This window comes from Moritella yayanosii (genome assembly GCF_900465055.1).
Taxonomy (GTDB): domain Bacteria; phylum Pseudomonadota; class Gammaproteobacteria; order Enterobacterales; family Moritellaceae; genus Moritella; species Moritella yayanosii.
Genome location: NZ_LS483250.1, coordinates 4278918 through 4298128, shown reverse-complemented (window position 1 = coordinate 4298128; position 19211 = coordinate 4278918). Strand labels below are relative to the sequence as shown.

At 41.7% G+C, this 19211-nt stretch carries 15 protein-coding genes; 8 read left to right on the top strand and 7 right to left on the bottom strand.

Annotated elements, in window-relative coordinates:
- Positions 1–176 precede the first annotated feature (176 nt).
- On the top strand, positions 177–863 hold the full coding sequence (gene trhA, locus MORIYA_RS20115; protein WP_112718152.1) for a PAQR family membrane homeostasis protein TrhA: 687 nt from the start codon (positions 177–179) through the stop codon (positions 861–863).
- Positions 864–922: 59 nt separating this feature from the next.
- On the opposite strand, the gene MORIYA_RS20110 is transcribed toward trhA, so the two are convergent.
- From MORIYA_RS20110 to MORIYA_RS21125, 6 genes are all read right to left on the bottom strand, one after another.
- A complete protein-coding gene (locus MORIYA_RS20110) occupies positions 923–3607 on the bottom strand; it encodes a nitrate reductase (RefSeq protein ID WP_112718150.1) in 2685 nt (894 codons plus the stop codon).
- A gap of 220 nt (positions 3608–3827) precedes the next feature.
- A complete protein-coding gene (locus MORIYA_RS20105; protein ID WP_112718148.1) occupies positions 3828–4457 on the bottom strand; it encodes a LysE family translocator in 630 nt (209 codons plus the stop codon).
- A 79-nt stretch (positions 4458–4536) separates the two neighbouring features.
- A complete protein-coding gene (locus tag MORIYA_RS20100; RefSeq protein ID WP_112718146.1) occupies positions 4537–5397 on the bottom strand; it encodes a PhzF family phenazine biosynthesis protein in 861 nt (286 codons plus the stop codon).
- Between the two features lie 49 nt (positions 5398–5446).
- On the bottom strand, positions 5447–5722 hold the full coding sequence (locus MORIYA_RS20095) for a putative quinol monooxygenase (RefSeq protein WP_112718144.1): 276 nt from the start codon (positions 5720–5722) through the stop codon (positions 5447–5449).
- Positions 5723–5901: 179 nt separating this feature from the next.
- Positions 5902–7500 carry a BCCT family transporter gene (locus MORIYA_RS20090; protein WP_112718142.1) on the bottom strand — a complete coding sequence of 533 codons (1599 nt, stop codon included), beginning with the start codon at positions 7498–7500 and terminating at the stop codon, positions 5902–5904.
- A 326-nt stretch (positions 7501–7826) separates the two neighbouring features.
- Positions 7827–8042 (bottom strand): hypothetical protein, encoded by a 216-nt coding sequence (locus MORIYA_RS21125; protein ID WP_197713409.1) that lies wholly within the window; start codon positions 8040–8042, stop codon positions 7827–7829.
- A gap of 607 nt (positions 8043–8649) precedes the next feature.
- Here MORIYA_RS21125 and MORIYA_RS20080 point away from each other — a divergent pair.
- Positions 8650–9501, top strand: a complete 852-nt coding sequence (locus MORIYA_RS20080; RefSeq protein WP_112718140.1) for a tetratricopeptide repeat protein — start codon at positions 8650–8652, stop codon at positions 9499–9501.
- A 133-nt stretch (positions 9502–9634) separates the two neighbouring features.
- On the opposite strand, the gene MORIYA_RS20075 is transcribed toward MORIYA_RS20080, so the two are convergent.
- A complete protein-coding gene (locus tag MORIYA_RS20075; RefSeq protein ID WP_112718138.1) occupies positions 9635–9964 on the bottom strand; it encodes a putative quinol monooxygenase in 330 nt (109 codons plus the stop codon).
- A 547-nt stretch (positions 9965–10511) separates the two neighbouring features.
- Here MORIYA_RS20075 and MORIYA_RS20070 point away from each other — a divergent pair.
- From MORIYA_RS20070 to purB, 6 genes are all read left to right on the top strand, one after another.
- The gene (locus MORIYA_RS20070) at positions 10512–12749 is read left to right on the top strand and encodes an NADP-dependent isocitrate dehydrogenase (protein WP_112718136.1); all 2238 of its coding nucleotides are present in this window, start codon (positions 10512–10514) and stop codon (positions 12747–12749) included.
- 318 nt (positions 12750–13067) lie between these two features.
- Positions 13068–14960: an acyltransferase family protein gene (locus MORIYA_RS20065; protein WP_112718134.1), complete on the top strand. Its 1893-nt coding sequence runs from the start codon at positions 13068–13070 to the stop codon at positions 14958–14960.
- 106 nt (positions 14961–15066) lie between these two features.
- Positions 15067–15786, top strand: a complete 720-nt coding sequence (locus MORIYA_RS20060; RefSeq protein ID WP_112718132.1) for a pseudouridine synthase — start codon at positions 15067–15069, stop codon at positions 15784–15786.
- Between the two features lie 176 nt (positions 15787–15962).
- Entirely contained in the window at positions 15963–17102 is a 1140-nt protein-coding gene (gene mnmA, locus MORIYA_RS20055; RefSeq protein ID WP_112718130.1) for a tRNA 2-thiouridine(34) synthase MnmA, read from the top strand.
- Between the two features lie 2 nt (positions 17103–17104).
- The gene (gene hflD, locus MORIYA_RS20050) at positions 17105–17728 is read left to right on the top strand and encodes a high frequency lysogenization protein HflD (RefSeq protein WP_112718128.1); all 624 of its coding nucleotides are present in this window, start codon (positions 17105–17107) and stop codon (positions 17726–17728) included.
- Positions 17729–17743: 15 nt separating this feature from the next.
- Positions 17744–19111 carry an adenylosuccinate lyase gene (purB, locus tag MORIYA_RS20045; RefSeq protein ID WP_112718126.1) on the top strand — a complete coding sequence of 456 codons (1368 nt, stop codon included), beginning with the start codon at positions 17744–17746 and terminating at the stop codon, positions 19109–19111.
- The last annotated feature ends 100 nt before the right edge of the window (positions 19112–19211 follow it).

The window sequence follows — 19211 nt, the reverse complement described above, 5'->3', positions numbered from 1 at the left end:
CTAAAATATAAAATAACACGCTAACTATATATTATTGATAATAGTACTCAGTTTTATTAATTTAACCATTTTCTAATACTAAAAAAAATACAATTCATTTATTGCCTTTAAATCAAATTATTTTAAGCGTACACTTGTACGCTTAACTGGTAGGATAACTTAACAGAGGATCATGTATGCCACACAGTGCGACACCGATAATAGCTGCAACTAACACAATCGCAGCGCCTTACAGTGTAAAAGAGGAAGCCGCGAATACTTGGTCTCATGTCATCGGGGCCTTACTGAGTATCGCTGCACTTATCGCGCTATTAGTGCCATCGATACAACAAGCTGATCCTTGGCGTATTACCAGTTTTAGCATTTATGGCATCTCGATGTTTTTATTATTCTTTGCATCTAGTGCTTATCACTATGCGTCGAATCCAGCGACTAAAGCGAAATTAAAGACCCTCGATCATTGTGCTATTTTCTTATTAATTGCAGGTACTTACACGCCATTATTACTCATTGAACTGCGTGGTGTACTCGGCTGGAGTATCTTTGCTGTGGTCTGGTCTATGGCGCTATTTGGGATTATCGCTAAAGTGTATTGGGCTGAACGTTTTAAAAAAGTATCGCTGTTTTTCTATCTTATTATGGGTTGGTTAATTGTCTTTGCTGGCGATGAGTTATTAGGTAAATTGGCCACCAGCGCACTGTATTGGTTAATTGCAGGCGGACTTGCTTATTCAATTGGCGCGATCTTCTATGCCAACAAACGTATTCCGTATAACCACGCTATTTGGCACATCTTCGTATTACTCGGCAGCACTTGCCACTTTGTGACAATTTACTTTTATGTACTGCCGGCCGATCATTAAACAATAGTTTGACTATTGTTTAATGATCCTCAATCTGACTGATTAGCAATTAATCAAGATTAACTCACGAGGGTAATAGCAATATCACAACTTGCCATTACCCGTTTAATCTCTGGTATACACGAGCCACAGCCCGTCCCCGCTTTACTGCAACCACCAACCGCGGCAACAGTATCGGCGCCCGCTTCGACGGCTTGAATAATGTCGTACTCAGTGACTTGATGACACGCACAGATCATGCGGCTTGGCGGTGTTTCCGCTTCCCCTTTTAGCGTTGCACGTAAACCTACCTCAGGCGTTAGCATGGTTAAGCTAGCCAACCAAGAATCATCATCCACATCATTAGCAGGGGTGACCATTAAGCTGATATCCAAACTGTCTTTGCTATCACCTTGGAAACTCATGGCAAAACGGTACTTCTGTTCCGCCGCATTTTCATAATCGACTTGCTTGGTCATATAACTATTATGCAAAGCTAATTTTAATTGCTGAAAGAACGTCGCTGGCTCCGCAACACAGGCAAGGTAATAGAAAAAACCTTGCTCTAAGCGACGCTCAACCCAGTAATCCACCATAGGTAATATTTTAGCGACTTGCAGACGACGTTGACTCCATAACGCGGCACGGGACGAATGTGACCAAACACTGACCTTAACCGGGGTATATTTGTTTTCTGGTTGCCCAGATAACGGATCGGTATGCGCTGCCACTAAGCTCGAAATTGCCCCGGCACTGGCATTTTGGCGACTCCAATGAATAGGTAAAAATAATTCACCCGGATTTTGACTCACAGTCGCATGTGCACGTACCAATAATTGACCTTGTACGCTTTCCACCGCGACTAAACTGCCATCAACTATGCCACGTTCACTTAGATCTTGTGGGTTAATCGACAGCAAAGGCTCGGGCATATGGCCGTTAAGCTTGGTTGCTAAGCCGGTACGACTCATGCTGTGCCATTGGTCGCGGTTACGACCGGTATTTAAGATCATCGGATAATCTTGGCAGACTTCGCTGGCCGCGGATTTGTGGTAAAGCGGAATGAAGTTAGCTTTACCTGACGGTGTTGAAAACTGACCGTCAGTGAATAATCGCGCTTGTGACTTGTCACCGTGGATCGGCCACTGCATCGGTTGATGCAGTTGGTAATCTTGCTCAGCCAATACCGCGATATCGAGACCGCGAGGTAAACTATCTTGTTTAAAGCCGGTCATCCGCGCATATTCAGCAAATACATCGGCTTCGCTATCAAAACTAAATGCTTTACCAAAGCCCATGCGTTTAGCCACTTCGGCTATCAACCACCAATCCGCTTTCGCCTCCCCCACACTCGGTAAGAAGCCACGTTGACGTGATATACAGCGCTCAGAGTTGGTGACCGTACCGGTCTTTTCACCCCAACCTTGCGCGGGTAACAATACATCGGCACAGGCGATGGTATCTGATTTGGCAATACAATCAGAGACAACCACCAGCGGGCAATTTAATAATGCCTGCTGAATTTTGTCCGAATCTGGCAAGCTCACCACCGGGTTGGTGCCCATGATCCAAATGGCTTTGATCTTGCCTTGATGCACTAGATCAAACATGTCGATAGCTTTGGCACCGTTATGCGTGGCTAATTTATCGGTCTGCCAAAACTCACTGACCAACGCATGACTCTCTGGGGTAAAGTCCATGTGCGCAGCGAGCATAGTCGCAAGGCCACCGACTTCACGGCCACCCATCGCATTCGGCTGACCAGTCACGGAAAAAGGACTCGCGCCAGGTTTACCGACACGCCCCGTCGCTAAGTGACAGTTAATAATGGCATTTACTTTGTTGGTACCACTGCTCGACTGATTAACGCCTTGGCTAAATAACGTTAAGGTTTTGTCTATATCGGTAAACCGACGGAAAAAGGCTAACATAGTATCAAGTTCGAGATTACAAAATTCCGCCAGTTCAACCCAACTTGGCGTCGATTGATAAGCAGATTTTAGTGCTGCTTCAAACCCTTCGGTATGCGCAGCGATATAAGCCAGATCACAGGCATTTTCCTGATCAAGAAATTCCAACAAACCATTATACAACGCCACATCCGTACCTGGTCGAATGGCTAAATGTAAGTCAGTAATATCACAAGTGTCAGTTCGGCGGGGATCAATCACGGTTATTTTTAAATTGGGATTAGCTATTTTCGCCTGTTGAATACGGCGGAATAAAATAGGATGACACCAAGCCAAATTCGAACCTACTAAACAAATATGTTCCGCGGCTTCGATATCGGCATAACAAGCAGGGACTGCATCTTCACCAAAGGCTCGTTTATGCGCAACAACAGCAGAAGACATACACAGGCGTGAATTAGAATCGATATTGCTGCTGCCAATAAAGCCTTTCATCAATTTGTTGGCAACGTAGTAGTCTTCGGTGAGTAACTGACCAGATACATAGAATGCCACTGCGTCAGGGCCATGCTCGGCGATCACCTTGTTAAATGAAGAGGCGACATAACTTAATGTGGTTTCCATGCTCTGCACTTGACCGCGAATATAACATTCGGTAAGACGTCCTTCAGGGACGAGGGTATCGGCTAGCATTAATCCTTTAGAGCAAAGGTTACCTAAGTTGGTTGGATGTGATTCATCCCCACGAATAGTCACTGAATTGTCTTGATTTACTTGCGCTTCGACACCGCAACCGGTACCGCAATAAGGACATGTTGTTTTAACCCACTTGGGTAGTTGTTTTAGCTTCTGCATATGTTCATCCTTGTTTACGCATATTCAATACTATAGTTAAAGCAAAAACTCAGCCAAGTCTACAACTTGCAGGGAAGTAAGCAGAGATCATGGGAAAGTGCATGGAAAGTACTGGAAATTAGGGTAGTAGGAAGGTCTGAGTACGGTACTAGATGGGCTTGAAAGCAAGATAGTAGTGCTTACCACAAACTAGCGCACCAGATTGGTGCGCTAGTTTAGCTTATTTACTTATCGCCAAATACGCCCCTGCTGCGATCATTATGCTACCAGCACCTCGGTTTAATCGCTGATGTGCCACCGGTGTTTTTAGCATACCCGCCATTCGACTGGCACCAACAGCGATCAACATTAACCCAGACATCAAGGCTATCGATGACAGCACCGACACTAACGCAATATCTTGCGCGGTTAGCACGGTCAGGTCGATAAAGGTCGGTAAAAATGAAATATAAAACAGGATCACTTTCGGGTTCGAGGCTGAAATCAAAAAGCCTTGAGTAAAACTCGCTAACATGGCATCTTCTTTCTGTGCTTCGGTTTCGGCTTGAATATCACTTTTAATCTGAGGTAAAGCTTTTAGCATTTTATAACCAAGATAAATCAGATAACTGGCACCTAAATAACGAATAGCAGTGAATACTTCAGACCAGTTATCGGCAATGGTCGCAAGACCCAAACAGGCTAATATCAGGTAAATTACATCACTGCCAATCATCCCCATTGCCAGCATGACACATTTCTTGGGTCCATCAACCATAGCACGTGCCAAGATCGCAAAAACCCCCGGTCCAGGGGTGATACCAAAAATAAATATCGCGATAAAAAATGTAATTGCAGATTCTAGTGACATGTACAACTCCTTGTAAATAAGTCTTTTAATAAATAACGCTGTTCAATAAAATCGACTATAGCATAGCTATTTTTATTGCTTATACAGCAACATTCATCGTCCCTATTTTATTCGCGACGCCACCCACTTTAACGCTGGCTATTTTAGCGTCCTGAAAACCAACAGATACAGTGATCACAGATGCACAATTCATCGCCCTGCCTTGTTCAAAAATATACTCATTGTCTAAAGGTAAATGTTCAGCCAAATAACAGGCTAGCGCACCACTGGCACTGCCGGTAGCCGATTCTTCGGGGATCCCGAACAAAGGGGCGAAATTACGACAACTGGCTGTAAATTGACTACCAGGCGCACAAAGTTCAAAAACATGAAAACCAACAATATCGTGTTTCTTACAAAAATCAGTAATGGCTAAATCAGTGGGGTTAATTAAATCTAACTGCCCAGTAGGGACCGGAATGATGAGATCTGTAAGTCCTGTTGATACTACTTCAATGGGTAAGTTAGTCCTTGCCAAGATTGCGCTATCAATACCAATAACGGGGGCTATGTCTTGATAAGAAAAACCACCTAACTTCTCAGGTAACTGTAGATCCATAGTTACCTGACCGTCACTATCAATGACGACGGGCAAGATCCCAGCTTTGGTGCGTTGTACATAATCACCCGCAGTAAGCAGGTTCATTTGGTACATAATAGAAAATGTCGCTAATGTTGCGTGACCACAAAAATCGACCTCATTGGTGGTAGTAAAGAAAGACACTTCAAAATCGACTTCATCATCATTCGATACAAACGCCGTTTCAGAATAACCAACCGCCTGCGCAATCTCTAGCTTTTGCGCATCAGATAACTTATCGGCATTCAGCACTACCCCTGCTGGGTTGCCTCCTTTACCATTGGCGGTAAAAGCATTAACCAGTAAAACCTCTATGTCCATCAGAACTTCCTTTTTCCGTATTAACTCACATTTTTATTCGGTTATGTACTTACTCAAAAAATTCATAATGCCTTTGTACATTCACAGTAGCCTTAGCCCAAGCAGAACCTTTAACCCTGGCTTGATGCTGCTCAAACGCAGCCTTATTAATAAACTCTTCATACACCTCGAAACGGTTAAGATTGAATTCAGATTGCGTGACGTTAAACATCAAGCATCCCGGTTCATTACGCGTTAGCTCTTTATGACTAACGAGGGCTTTCTTCACCGCAGGTAAATCCGCTGTTGGGACGATGATAAATCCTTTTAGAATGACTTTTTTCATCCATATCTCCATATGTATTCAAAATAACCCATATCCTAAAATATAACGTAACACACATGGTTTAAATTATAATACCTGAGATTTGCGATCTGACCAGAACAAAAAACGGCCTCAAACATACATTTGAGGCCGTTGGTGTTTATCACTTAAGTTTTAACACTTAACTTTAAACTCAGTTTTTACTTGTATAAATGGCGTTCTGAGTTCAGACCTTTAATTAGGCTGACACACATGACTAGCAATACAAACGTAAAGGGTAGTGCCGTTGTTACAACACCTGCTTGCAGAGCTTGCAGTACTTCCGTACCACCCACCCATAACATAACACCCGCAATCGTACCTTCTACGGTCGCCCAGAAAATACGTTGTGGCACTGGTGCATCAATTTTACCACCCGATGTAATGCTGTCGATCACAAGTGAACCAGAGTCAGATGAGGTAATAAAGAAGATTAATACGAGTATAATCGACAATACTGACAGCACTTTACCGTACGGCATTGCATCGTATACATGGAATAAAGACAATGAGATATCAGTTAACCCATTGGCACCGAGTTCACCAACTTTATTAGCCACTTGATCAATAGCAATACCACCGAACGTCGCCATCCATACTAGCGTCACTAACGTCGGAATAAAGATCACCGCACACAAGAATTCACGTACTGTACGACCTTTAGAAATACGTGCAATGAACATACCGACGAATGGTGACCATGAGATCCACCAAGCCCAGTAGAACACAGTCCAACCGTGCATCCACGCCGTATCATCACGACCATGTGGGTTACTTAGACCAACAAAGTTTTGTGCGTAAGCAACGAAAGTTTCAGGAATTGATACCATCACCACATCAAAACCAAGAATAATAACAATAATCAGTAGCACGAATGCAAACAGCATATTGATATTACTCAATACTTTAACGCCGCCATTAATACCACGCATAACCGAGAATATTGCAATCAGGGTTACAAAGGCAATCACACTCAATTGCAGGCCAATGCCACCGTCATAACCAAACACGTGGTTAATACCACTTGCCGCTTGTTGTGCACCTAAGCCAAGCGATGTCGCTAGACCGAATAATGTCGCAAGTACAGCTAGGATATCAACAATGTGACCAGCCCAGCCCCACGCTCGATCACCAATGATCGGATAGAAAACTGAACGAATTGATAACGGCAGGCCTTTGTTATACGCAAAGAAAGCCAGAGAAAGCGCGACGATAGCGTAGATTGCCCAACCGTGAATACCCCAGTTATAAATCGTTGCAGCCAGTGCTAATGATTTTGCTTCTGCTGTTAACGGCTCAACATTAAAGGGAGTGCCCCACCAGTTAGTGAAGTAAGCCGTTGGTTCTGCAACACCCCAGAATAGCAGACCAATCCCCATACCGGCGGCAAATAACATTGACATCCAAGATATGGTGGAGTGATCTGCCTTCGCTTCTTTGCCACCAATACGGATCTTACCCAACGGTGATACAATCAATACCATAGTAAAAAAGACAAAGAAGTTAGTCGACCACATAAAGAACACATCAAAGTCAGCCATGATGCTATTTCTAACATTGTTTAATGTTTCTTTTGCGGTAGCTGGGTCAACAAGAAGGAGTGTCGAAAGGAAGATAATTATGAGGCCGGCGCTAATGCCGAATACGGGGTTATGTATATCAAATCCCCACTTTTGAACGTTGTCCTGACCAATTTGGTAGTCAGTCGTTTCAATACTATATTTATTTAACGACCTATTTTTGTTTAACGAACTGTCCATAAATTATGCTTGAGCATATATCCTGCAATACTTTTTGATCGAAAAGTAAAAACGAAAGGTTCACCAGTTATAACCATGGTGTTACCTGTGATAAAACGCCTAGCAGGGTAGCAACAATGCCATTAAAATTCAAATAATCTCTATTTATAGCGTTTTCCATAAGATAACTAAGTGAAACGCATACAGCTTTCCAAGCCTGATCAAAATTGTCCACGGTAAGGCGTTGTTGAGATTTAAGCCCGCCTACATTCTGTTGGTCGATAACGGCATTACCCTATTTAGCAACTCATAATCCGCAGAACTGACGATCAAATAAATAGCTTCTTTTAACTGCTTTTTTGGCCTTTTATCTTGGCTAAATGTGACTGTAACTGCGCTTTAAATGCAGGCGACAAGGTGACATCTTGCAATAAATCACGGTAGTTACCAAAACTATGCTTGAGTAAAATATCATAATACCAAGCTAAGCCATCGCCATAACGCGGCAACGGCGGCTCTTCACTCGAGACCACTAATATTTTGTGATAATGCCAATGCCACACGCTGACGTAACGGCTCTTTGGCTATCAGCACATGTTCAAACCACATCGACTCTTGCGCTTTTAAACACGCGCGCAGATTGTCTTTTTTAGTATTGTCGACTGCCTTGTTTGGCGTATTAACAATATTCGTATTTGAAACACCACAGTATTACGCGGTTAATGGGTAATGCCAACTCGGTGGTAATTTCATTTGTGTATTTACCTACTCCTGTCGTGTCACTTGTTGAGCACTGAATAATATTCCAAGTGTTGGTCCAAAACTACCTTGGTAACATAATTGTGCAACTGCATTCGTTACTGACGGTGACACATTTATCGCGAGTTGCGCACTATAACTACTTGCGGTTGTCATTGCCCTACTGTTGCTCGCAACAGTAGGTGTTAAATTTAAGTAAGCCCGCAAAGCATAACTAATACTGTTTACAAATAACGATTTACTCATCCTTAAAAACGGTGAGTCTTGAATATATGCTGATTTTGTTTTTGCTACAGTGATCTACGCCTCACTGATAAGCAGTGCTTGCAGACTTGATTATGCTAACTTTATCCCCCATATATCTTTCATATACAGAAACTATACCAATACGCAATTTGATGGAGTTAATCAGTGCAGAATTATATCCTTGACCTTACCAGTGAAAACTTTAAAGAGATCTTACTACAAGGTAAATATGAGCAACCAATCGTCATTGATTTCTGGTCTGAACGTGCGCCAGAAAACCAAGTAAGTGCCCGCCTATTAAACATAGCGCAAAGCTTAAATGGCCAAATAATTCTGGCTCGATTAAATTGCGACCGTCATCCAGAATTAGTTCAGCAATTTGGCATCAAAAGCCTACCGACCATTGCCATCTTTAAGGATGGTAAGTCTGTTGATAGTTTTGTTGGCGAACAAGACGAAGCGGCTATCCGTGAAATAATCAGCCGTCATTTACCAAAGCAAGAAGAAGTATTACTGCAACAAGCACAGATGTTGTTAATGGACAGTAAGTTCACAGAAGCCGTGCCGCTGATGGGCCAAGCTTACGAACTGGCACCAGATAATATAGATATAAAAATTGCCTATGCACAAGCGTTACTCGGTTCACACCAAGTTGAAGCGACTGAAGCATTACTTGATACGTTTGCTGAAACAGATCAACAAAGTAATCAATATCAAACCTTACGTTCGCATTTAGACATCGCTAAAAAATCAGCAGAAACACCAGAGATCATGACATTAACAGCCGCCCATGAAGCCAACCCAGATGATTTACAAGTTGCTTATGATCTGGCACTGCAACTGCAAATTGCAAACAAGCATAACGATGCGATGGTACTGCTATTTAAAATATTAACTGCGGAATATGATTTCTTAGAGGGTGGCGCAAGAAAGGTTTATTTAGAACTCTTATCAGTAATGACTGATGCTGCACTTGTGGCTGACTATCGCCGTAAACTATATACCTTGATGTATTAATTGTCGGTTTAATCGCTCAATGTAATCATTCAATTGAATGATTACATCATAAACCCTGACGTATCAAAATCAGGGTTTATGATGTAATTCAAGACCTTAATTAACTACCTTCATTATGCATAACTGGATGATCTTAATGATGCCCTTCATCTGTATAAGCCGTTACAATAACGTCAGCAACTAAACCCGTTTCTGCTTGCACTTGAGTTTCAAAAAAATGTTGAATTTGCTTTCTACGTCCATGAGCAGACCAAGCCTCGGCATTCTCCCAAATTTCATTAAATACAATCGGATATTCATTGTTTGTGGCACTTGGATGACTAATTTGACGAGTTAGCATATATTGAATACAACCTTCTTCTCGATAAGAATCTGGTTCCAGTGCTTTTAATATTTCAAATAACTCATCCTCCTTGCCTTCCTTTGGTTTGAATTGCGCTAAAACGTATACTCGACTTGTCATAACAGTTCCCTTTGTATTCCATAATTTAAGTGCTATTAGATAAATTTACACATAAAACACACAACGTCAAAGATCTTTTGACACTGTGGTTATAGAATCAATAAGTATACCTAGGTTTTAATCATCAGCTCACCTTGAGCAATATATTGGCTCAATAAAGTAGAAGAACCAGCTAATTGAAAAATCTGTGCAAGCTACTGAAAATGTTGTTATTAAGTTAATGAATGGTTACTGCGTACAGCGTCAATAGTCGAATCTAGTACTAATGCATCGACTTTAAAGGATAGCTATACTCATCACAAATAATGACAAAGTGGTATGGTTTCAGCTATTTTGACGTGAAACAAGGTTGTTTATTTGGTTTATATGGTATTATAAAAAAAGTAGATACGGAACATCTGCTAGGATAACAGCTGTTGCGATTTCTGCAACCTAGCTATAACAATTTTCAATTCCCCCTAGAATCTGCTCTATATTTGCAAGACACTAGATTCAGATGTTCCGAATTATAGCAGGGGGACCATATGCTAGTAATCCAGGGAATAATATGTCTGAAGAAAACTCAAAGATTATTTATACATTAACCGACGAAGCACCTTTGTTGGCGACTTATTCACTTCTCCCAATCGTCGAGAAATTCACAGCTGCGGCAGGAATTGACATCATTAAAAGTGATATATCGGTTGCAGCCAGACTTCTGGCAGAATTTCCAGATTATTTAACCGAAGAACAGCAACTACCTGACAACCTCAGCGAACTGGGTCGTTTAACACAAGATCCAAATACTAATATTATCAAACTGCCTAATATCAGTGCATCTGTACCACAACTACAGGCAGCAATTAGTGAATTGCAATCTCAGGGGTTCCAGATCCCTGACCTACCAGAAAACCCACAGTCGGATAAAGAAAAATCGATTTTACAACGCTATTCTACCGCACTTGGTAGTGCGGTAAACCCAGTACTACGTGAGGGTAATTCCGACCGTCGTGCTCCAAAAGCAGTGAAAAATTACGCACGCAAGCACCCCCATTCAATGGCTAAATGGAGTCAGGCATCACGTACTCACGTCGCACATATGCGTGAAGGTGATTTCTACCACGGCGAGAAGTCAATGACACTGGATAGTGCTCGCAACGTGAGGATGGAGCTAGTAACTGAAAGCGGCGAAACAATCGTGCTTAAAGATAATATCCCGCTGTTAGATGGCGAAATTATCGATAGTATGTTCATGAGCAAAACCGCGCTGTGTGATTTTTACGAACAAGAAATGCAAGATGCCTACGAAACGGGCATCATGTTTTCTTTACACGTAAAAGCAACCATGATGAAGGTGTCTCACCCGATTGTATTTGGTCATGCGGTAAGAATTTTTTATAAAGAAGCTTTCGCAAAACATCACGCGCTATTCGAAAAACTTGGCGTTAATGTCAATAACGGTTTGTCTAACCTTTACGAAAAAATTTCACATCTACCAAGTTCACAACGTGAAGAAATTCGCAGAGACCTGCACGCCTGTCACGCACATCGCCCAGAATTAGCGATGGTTGATTCAGACAAAGGTATCTCGAATCTACATGCGCCAAACGATGTGATCGTCGATGCATCTATGCCTGCGATGATCCGTACTGGTGGTAAAATGTGGGGGGCGGATGGTCGTCCAAAAGATACTAAAGCCGTGATCCCAGAATCAACCTTCGCCCGTATTTATCAAGAAATTATCGCCTTCTGTAAAACTAACGGCGCCTTTGATCCGGTCACTATGGGCAGTGTTCCAAATGTTGGCCTAATGGCACAAAAAGCAGAAGAATACGGTTCACACGACAAAACATTTGAAGCACCAGCAACAGGCGAAGCTCGCATCGTTGATATCGCAACGGGTGAAGTACTGATGACCCAGAATGTTGAAAAAGATGATATCTGGCGTATGTGCCAAGTTAAAGATGCACCAATCCGCGACTGGGTGAAACTGGCTGTAGCACGTACAAGAGATTCCGGCACTCCAATCGTATTCTGGCTTGACCCTTATCGTCCGCACGAAAGTGAACTGATCAAAAAGGTCAATACTTACCTTAAAGATCACGACACTGAAGGACTCGACATCCAGATCATGTCACAAGTTCGTGCTATGCGTTACACCCTTGAACGTGTGGTACGTGGCCTAGATACAATTTCAGCTACGGGTAACATTTTACGTGATTACCTCACTGATCTATTCCCAATTATGGAATTAGGCACCAGTGCTAAAATGCTGTCTATTGTGCCGTTAATGGCCGGTGGTGGCTTGTTTGAAACGGGTGCCGGTGGTACAGCGCCAAAACACGTACAGCAACTGGTAGAAGAAAACCATTTACGTTGGGATTCACTGGGTGAATTCCTCGCGTTAACGGTTTCGCTAGAAGCTGTTGCGAATAAAACAGGCAACGTTAAAGCAAAAATACTGGCAGCAACACTCGATCAAGCAACTGAAATGCTGCTTGATAACGGCAAATCACCATCACGTCGTACTGGCGAACTGGATAACCGTGGTAGCCACTTCTATCTGTCTCTGTTCTGGGCTAAATGCCTAACAGAGCAAACTGAAGATGCAACCCTAGCAGCGCAGTTTGCTCCGCTTGCAGCAAGCCTTGCTGAAAATGAACTGAAAATTGTTGAAGAACTAAACTCTGTTCAAGGCAAAGCTGTCGATATTGGTGGTTACTTCAATACTGATCCAATGAAGCTTGAAGCAATTATGCGTCCAAGTGAAACATTTAACGCACTACTGAAAGTCGCGTTTAGTTAATAACAACACTTAGCGAATAACAATGTTTAACAAATAACAGACCATCGTTATTTAGCAGCAACCCCGTAATAGATAAGTCTATTGCGGGGTTTTTTATGACCTCATAATAAATCCCTTCCACCCTCTCAACACTAATATAGCATTTTAAAGTAACTTGGGTATAAATGTCAGCAATGTCCTATTTACACCATGATCACTGGCGTTTATTTTTAAAGCGTGATTTAAAATAGAACAACTCTGATAAAATGACGTAAAATAAAGTATTACTATGCACTTTAAAGTAAAGGTCGCGAGTACTGCTGCTCATAAGGTAGACAAGTGAAATTTAGAACCGATTTAAATGGGTTAAGAGCAATTGCATTGATTGCTGTCGTATTGTTCCATTTTAATCCGAGCCTCGCGCCTGGAGGTTTCGCGGGTGTCGATATTTTCTTTGTCATTTCAGGTTTTTTAATGACAGGCATCATCTTTAAAGGCTTAAACACCGACTCATTAAATTTAGTTGATTTTTATTTATGCAGAGCAAATCGAATCATTCCCCCGCTTGCAGCCCTTTGCTGCATATTATTATTCGTTACTTGGTTTATATTGCCACCTTTCGACTATCTAACCTTAGGTCAGCATGTCGCTAGCAGCATTACTTTTATCTCCAACATTACTTATTTTTATGAGTCTGGTTACTTTGATGCCAGCGCCTATGAAAAATGGTTGCTACATACCTGGTCATTGTCCGTCGAATGGCAGTTCTATATTATATATCCCATTATACTGCTATTTTTAAAACAATTTTTCTCTCTCGAAAATTTAAAACGCCTGTTGATCGTTGCCACTATCCTCGGGTTTATATTTTGCGTTGTCGCAACAGAAAAATGGCCTACCTTCGCTTATTTTTCTCTCCCAACGCGCGCTTGGGAAATGTTATTAGGCGGCGTCGCTTATTTCTATCCGATAAAATTACACGAAAATCAAAAAAGGTTACTCGAAATTACTGGCATTACGTTAATGTTATTATCATTTTCGTTCACGTCTAAAATGACGCCTTGGCCTGGTTACATGGCTTGCGTGCCTGTATTTGGCACCTACCTCATCCTGCTAAGTAACCGGGGAAAAAGTGTTTTAACCAATAACTTTCTGTTTCAAACGATCGGTAAATGGTCATACTCAATCTACCTCTGGCACTGGCCTATTGCGGTCTATGGCGCGTATTACCAATGGGATAACTGGGTGCCAATTGGCATAATGTTGTCTGTTGTTTTTGGGGCGCTTAGTTATTATCTCATTGAACAAAATCAGTTTAAAACCCATAAAAACACCATTATTTTCACACTCGTTACGACTTTGTTTTTTGTTGTGTTTTATAAATCGACACCCTTTCTATTATATCAAATATCCGGTATACCGAAACACATTATTGCCGCCAATTTAGAACAATCAGATAAAGGTGAGCTTTTTACTTGGCAAATGATAGACAAACTCAAAAGACATAAAATTGATGAGCATAAATTAAATGTGATGTTTATCGGTGATTCACAATCGGCTGACTTTGCTAATGTCGTCAATGAGAAAATCAATGTTATGAATAATGACAAAATTAATTTTATGGCGCTAAAAGTATCCGCTAAGTGTGGTGTGTTTTACCACCTACCTAAACCATTAAATGCGCTCTACGACAGAGTCAACCTCTCTGAACATATCGGCGAGACAAAGTTACTTAAATGCGGTAAAAGGATCAGAAAAATAACCGCTGATGCGCGCTTGTTAAGTGCTGACTATATTTTCATTGCGATGAATTGGCGTAACTGGTCTTTAGACTATAACCTCAAAGCAATTAAAGTGATAAAACAAAAAAATCCACAAGCAAAAATAGTTATTATCGGTAATAAAGGTATGCATAAACCACTGCCAATTATAATGGTTAATGCTTTTAAAGATGGGAAGGAGGTAGGTGAAGTGGTGCTCAAGTCACTGCCTCCTACTAATATTAAAAATAATAAATTTTTCCGTGAAAATCAGGATGCAGGGTATCAGTTTATTAATATGACTAACGCATTCTGTCCGGTTAAAAGATGCAATGTCGTCGATAAAAATGGTTTGCCGTTTTTCTATGATGAAGTGCACACCACCAGACAGGGTGCGCGGTATCTCTCTGAAAGGCTGAAGCCAGTACTACCAACAGAGTTTTATAACTCTAAACCTATGCACAAACAATAGCCGTTATCATATTTGGGTATTTTAGCGGTCAATTAAATTAGCCTATAAATAAATCTTAAAAATTTGCTACAATCCTCTTATAAGCATCTTAAATATTAGCGATACCATGTCAAAGCCAGCACCAGCAGCATCACCCGTAAAATCAAAACTAACTCTAGGTAGAAAAAAAAGCCCGTCTGCACAGGCTAAAAAGATCCAAATTAGCTACACCAATACGGTAAAACCCCGTGGTAAGAGCAATCGCCCACCACATACTAACCCCAAAGAAAGCGGCCCAACCCAAGTCTATGTATTCAATAAACCTTACATGGTACTTACCCAGTTTACCGATGCGGATAACCGCGAGACTTTAAAAGACTATATCAAGGTGCCGGATATTTACGCCGCAGGTCGCCTAGATCGTGACAGCGAAGGTCTATTACTGCTAACTAACAACGGTCGTTTGCAGGCAAAGTTGACTCAACCTGGTGAGAAAACAGAAAAAACTTACTGGGTACAAGTTGAAGGTGAACCAAGCCCAGAGAAACTGAACGATTTACGCTACGGTATCGTATTAAAAGACGGTCCAACGCTACCCGCTAAAATTGAAATAATGACTGCACCGAGCGTATGGCCGCGGGTACCACCAATCCGTGAGCGCCAAAATATTCCCACAACCTGGTTAGCCATTACCATTATTGAAGGGCGAAACCGTCAAGTACGTCGCATGACTGCACATATCGGTCACCCGACCCTACGTTTGATCCGCTATCGCATTGGTCCTTGGACACTGGATAATATCCAACCAGGTGAGCTAGTTGAAAGCAGCATTAACATGATGAATTAGTACCAAACCCTGTTTTTGCATTGGTCTTCATGGTAAAATTCGCGGCATTGAAATTTGCTCATCAGAGAAGGGTCATTAACTGTACTCAGCACGCTTATTTCAACAATATATTTAATACATAAGCAAAAAAGCCTTTAACTTTATTTGCATTACTACAAGAGTAATTAAAAGGTCCTATGACAAATACTACAATCGACGCCAGTACTAAAGCGTTAAACAGCACTAAAAAAGTAATCGTTGGCATGTCCGGCGGTGTTGACTCATCTGTTTCTGCTTACCTGCTTCAACAGCAAGGTTACCAAGTAGAAGGCCTGTTCATGAAGAACTGGGAAGATGACGATAATGATGAATATTGTGCCGCAGCAGAAGATCTAGCAGACGCACAAGCAGTATGTGACAAATTAGGTATCGAGTTACACGCTATTAATTTCTCTGCTGAATATTGGGATAACGTATTTGAATACTTCTTAGCTGAATACAAAGCAGGTCGTACCCCAAATCCAGATATTCTTTGTAACAAAGAAATCAAATTTAAAGCATTCCTGCAGTTTGCATCCGAAGTACTTGCTGCTGACTATATTGCTATGGGTCACTATGTTAGCCGTCGTCAAAAAGCCGATGGTAAATTTGAAATGTTACGTGGCTTAGACAGCAACAAAGACCAAAGCTATTTCTTATACACGCTAGATCATGTCCAGGTTTCACGTTCATTATTCCCTGTGGGTGAATTAGAAAAGCCAGAAGTACGTCGTATTGCTAAAGAGCAAGGCTTGATCACTGCAAACAAGAAAGATAGTACCGGTATTTGCTTTATCGGTGAGCGTAAATTCACTGAATTTTTAAGCAAATATCTACCAGCACAACCGGGTAAGATAGAAAGTGTTGATGGCGAAGAAATTGGTGAACACCAAGGTCTGATGTACCACACACTGGGTCAACGTAAAGGCCTGCATATCGGCGGTATGAAAAACAACAACAGCCAAGAACCTTGGTATGTCGTTGATAAGGATATGGAGCGTAACGTATTACTTGTGGCACAAGGTCACAATCACCCACGTTTATTCTCGACCGGTTTAATGGCCTCGCAACTCCATTGGGTTAGCCGCGAACCATTAACACAGCCATTACGTTGTACGGTCAAAACACGTTACCGTCAGACTGATGTACCTTGCTTAGTGACACCAATCGGCGAAGACCAAATTGAAGTAACGTTTGATAAACCCGAACTTGCCGTTACACCAGGTCAATCAGCGGTATTTTACCTTGATGACGTTTGCCTAGGTGGCGCCATTATTGATGTTCAAATTAGAGGCTAACAGTGTCAACTAACTTCCAAGAATCAAATATCGCCTTTGCCGGCGTTTGTCAGGCTGCTGCACTTGTACACCAACTTGCAACAACCGGCAATTGTGATGAAAAACAATTAAGCAATACCTTACGTTGTGTGATCGTAACAGACCCAAGTCAAACGATTGAGGTTTATGGCGAATACGCAAACCTAGAATTAGGCTATAAAACCCTCGTTGCTCAGTTAAGTAATACCTCTAAAGGTCCTGATAGCGCGTTAACACGCTACATGATTGGCTTAATCGCGCTAGAGCGTAAACTGGCTAAGCGCAAGGATATTCTTGGTATGTTAGGTGAACGCATCTCGCAAGTTAAACGTCAAACTCATCATTATGAGTTAACGGATGCACAAATTTTAAGTAACATGGCGTCAATCTATGTGGACCTAATCAGCCCACTTGGCACCAAGATCCAAATTGCAGGAACCACAAATTTCCTACAACAGACATTAGTGAGAGATAAGATCCGTGCATTACTATTTGCCGGTATTCGCTCAGCAGTGTTATGGCGACAAACAGGCGGTCAACGTCGCCAGGTAGTTTTCAATCGTAAACACATGGTAGAGCAAGCAAAGCAACAATTAGCTCGAATTTAACCTAAGGAGTATGTAATGGAATTATCAGCGTTAACAGCTGTTTCCCCGGTCGATGGTCGCTACGGTAGTAAAACAGTAGCCCTGCGTTCAATTTTTAGTGAATTTGGTCTAATCAAATACCGTGTACAAGTAGAAATTCGTTGGTTACAAAAACTAGCTGAATGTGACTTAATTGCAGAAGTACCAGCACTAAGCGCTGATGCTAACGCAGCATTAAACAGCATCACAGATAACTTCTCTGAAGCTGACGCCGCGCGAATTAAAGCAATTGAAAGCACAACAAACCACGATGTAAAAGCAGTTGAATACTTCTTAAAAGAAAAAGTTGCTAATAACGCAGAACTACACGCAGTGTCTGAGTTCATTCACTTCGCTTGTACTTCAGAAGATATCAACAACCTGTCTCACGCGTTAATGTTAACTGAAGCACGTGAAACAATTCTTTTACCTTACTGTGAAAAGCTTATCGACAGCCTAACAGTATTAGCCAAAGAATATGCTGCTGTACCATTATTATCACGTACTCACGGCCAGCCTGCAACGCCAAGCACGATGGGTAAAGAATTTGCTAACGTTGTTGTGCGTTTACGCCGTCAAATGCTACAAATCGCTAACGTTGAAATTTTAGGTAAAATCAACGGTGCTGTAGGTAACTACAACGCACACATCTCAGCTTATCCAGATGTTGATTGGAACGAATTCGCTGAAGAATTCGTCTCTGGCCTTGGTGTTGTATGGAACCCGTACACAACACAGATCGAACCGCATGATTACATTGCTGAACTGTTTGACGCAATTGCACGTTTCAACACCATTATTCTTGATTTTGACCGTGACATTTGGGGTTATATTTGTCTAGGCCACTTTAAGCAAAAAACCATTGCTGGTGAAATTGGCTCTTCAACAATGCCGCACAAAGTGAACCCGATTGATTTTGAAAACTCAGAAGGCAACATCGGTATTGCTAACGCACTATTTAATCACCTTTCGGCGAAACTACCGGTTTCTCGCTGGCAGCGTGACTTAACAGATTCAACAGTATTACGTAACCTGGGTGTTGCTATCGGTTATTCTGTTATTGCCTACGAGTCAACGTTAAAAGGTATCAGTAAATTACAACTTAACGAAGAAGCGCTACTTGCTGATCTGGATCGTAACTGGGAAGTTTTGGCTGAGCCAATCCAAACAGTTATGCGTCGCTACGGCATCGAAAAACCATACGAAAAGCTAAAAGAGCTTACTCGTGGTCGTCGTGTTGATGGTCCTGCTATGCAAGAATTCATCGATACACTCGAACTAACGGATGCAGTTAAAGCGGAATTAAAATTAATGACGCCAGCTAACTACATCGGTCGTGCCGTTGAGTTCGTTAACGAACTTTAATTACTCGGTAATAATGACCCAGTAATAATCGCTAAACTATAAATTGATTCAATCATTTTATCAATGCGCGTCATAAATGAGTGAAAGCCCAAGTTTAACT

Bases quoted from the DNA above. Each gene is read 5' to 3' on its own strand.
- purB (WP_112718126.1), top strand. From the start codon at position 17,744: ATGGAATTATCAGCGTTAACAGCTGTTTCCCCGGTCGATGGTCGCTAC.
- MORIYA_RS20090 (WP_112718142.1), bottom strand. From the start codon at position 7,500: ATGGACAGTTCGTTAAACAAAAATAGGTCGTTAAATAAATATAGTATT.
- MORIYA_RS20105 (WP_112718148.1), bottom strand. From the start codon at position 4,457: ATGTCACTAGAATCTGCAATTACATTTTTTATCGCGATATTTATTTTT.
- MORIYA_RS20075 (WP_112718138.1), bottom strand. From the start codon at position 9,964: ATGACAAGTCGAGTATACGTTTTAGCGCAATTCAAACCAAAGGAAGGC.
- mnmA (WP_112718130.1), top strand. From the start codon at position 15,963: ATGACAAATACTACAATCGACGCCAGTACTAAAGCGTTAAACAGCACT.
- trhA (WP_112718152.1), top strand. From the start codon at position 177: ATGCCACACAGTGCGACACCGATAATAGCTGCAACTAACACAATCGCA.
- MORIYA_RS20095 (WP_112718144.1), bottom strand. From the start codon at position 5,722: ATGAAAAAAGTCATTCTAAAAGGATTTATCATCGTCCCAACAGCGGAT.
- MORIYA_RS20110 (WP_112718150.1), bottom strand. From the start codon at position 3,607: ATGCAGAAGCTAAAACAACTACCCAAGTGGGTTAAAACAACATGTCCT.
- MORIYA_RS20070 (WP_112718136.1), top strand. From the start codon at position 10,512: ATGTCTGAAGAAAACTCAAAGATTATTTATACATTAACCGACGAAGCA.
- MORIYA_RS20100 (WP_112718146.1), bottom strand. From the start codon at position 5,397: ATGGACATAGAGGTTTTACTGGTTAATGCTTTTACCGCCAATGGTAAA.
- MORIYA_RS20060 (WP_112718132.1), top strand. From the start codon at position 15,067: ATGTCAAAGCCAGCACCAGCAGCATCACCCGTAAAATCAAAACTAACT.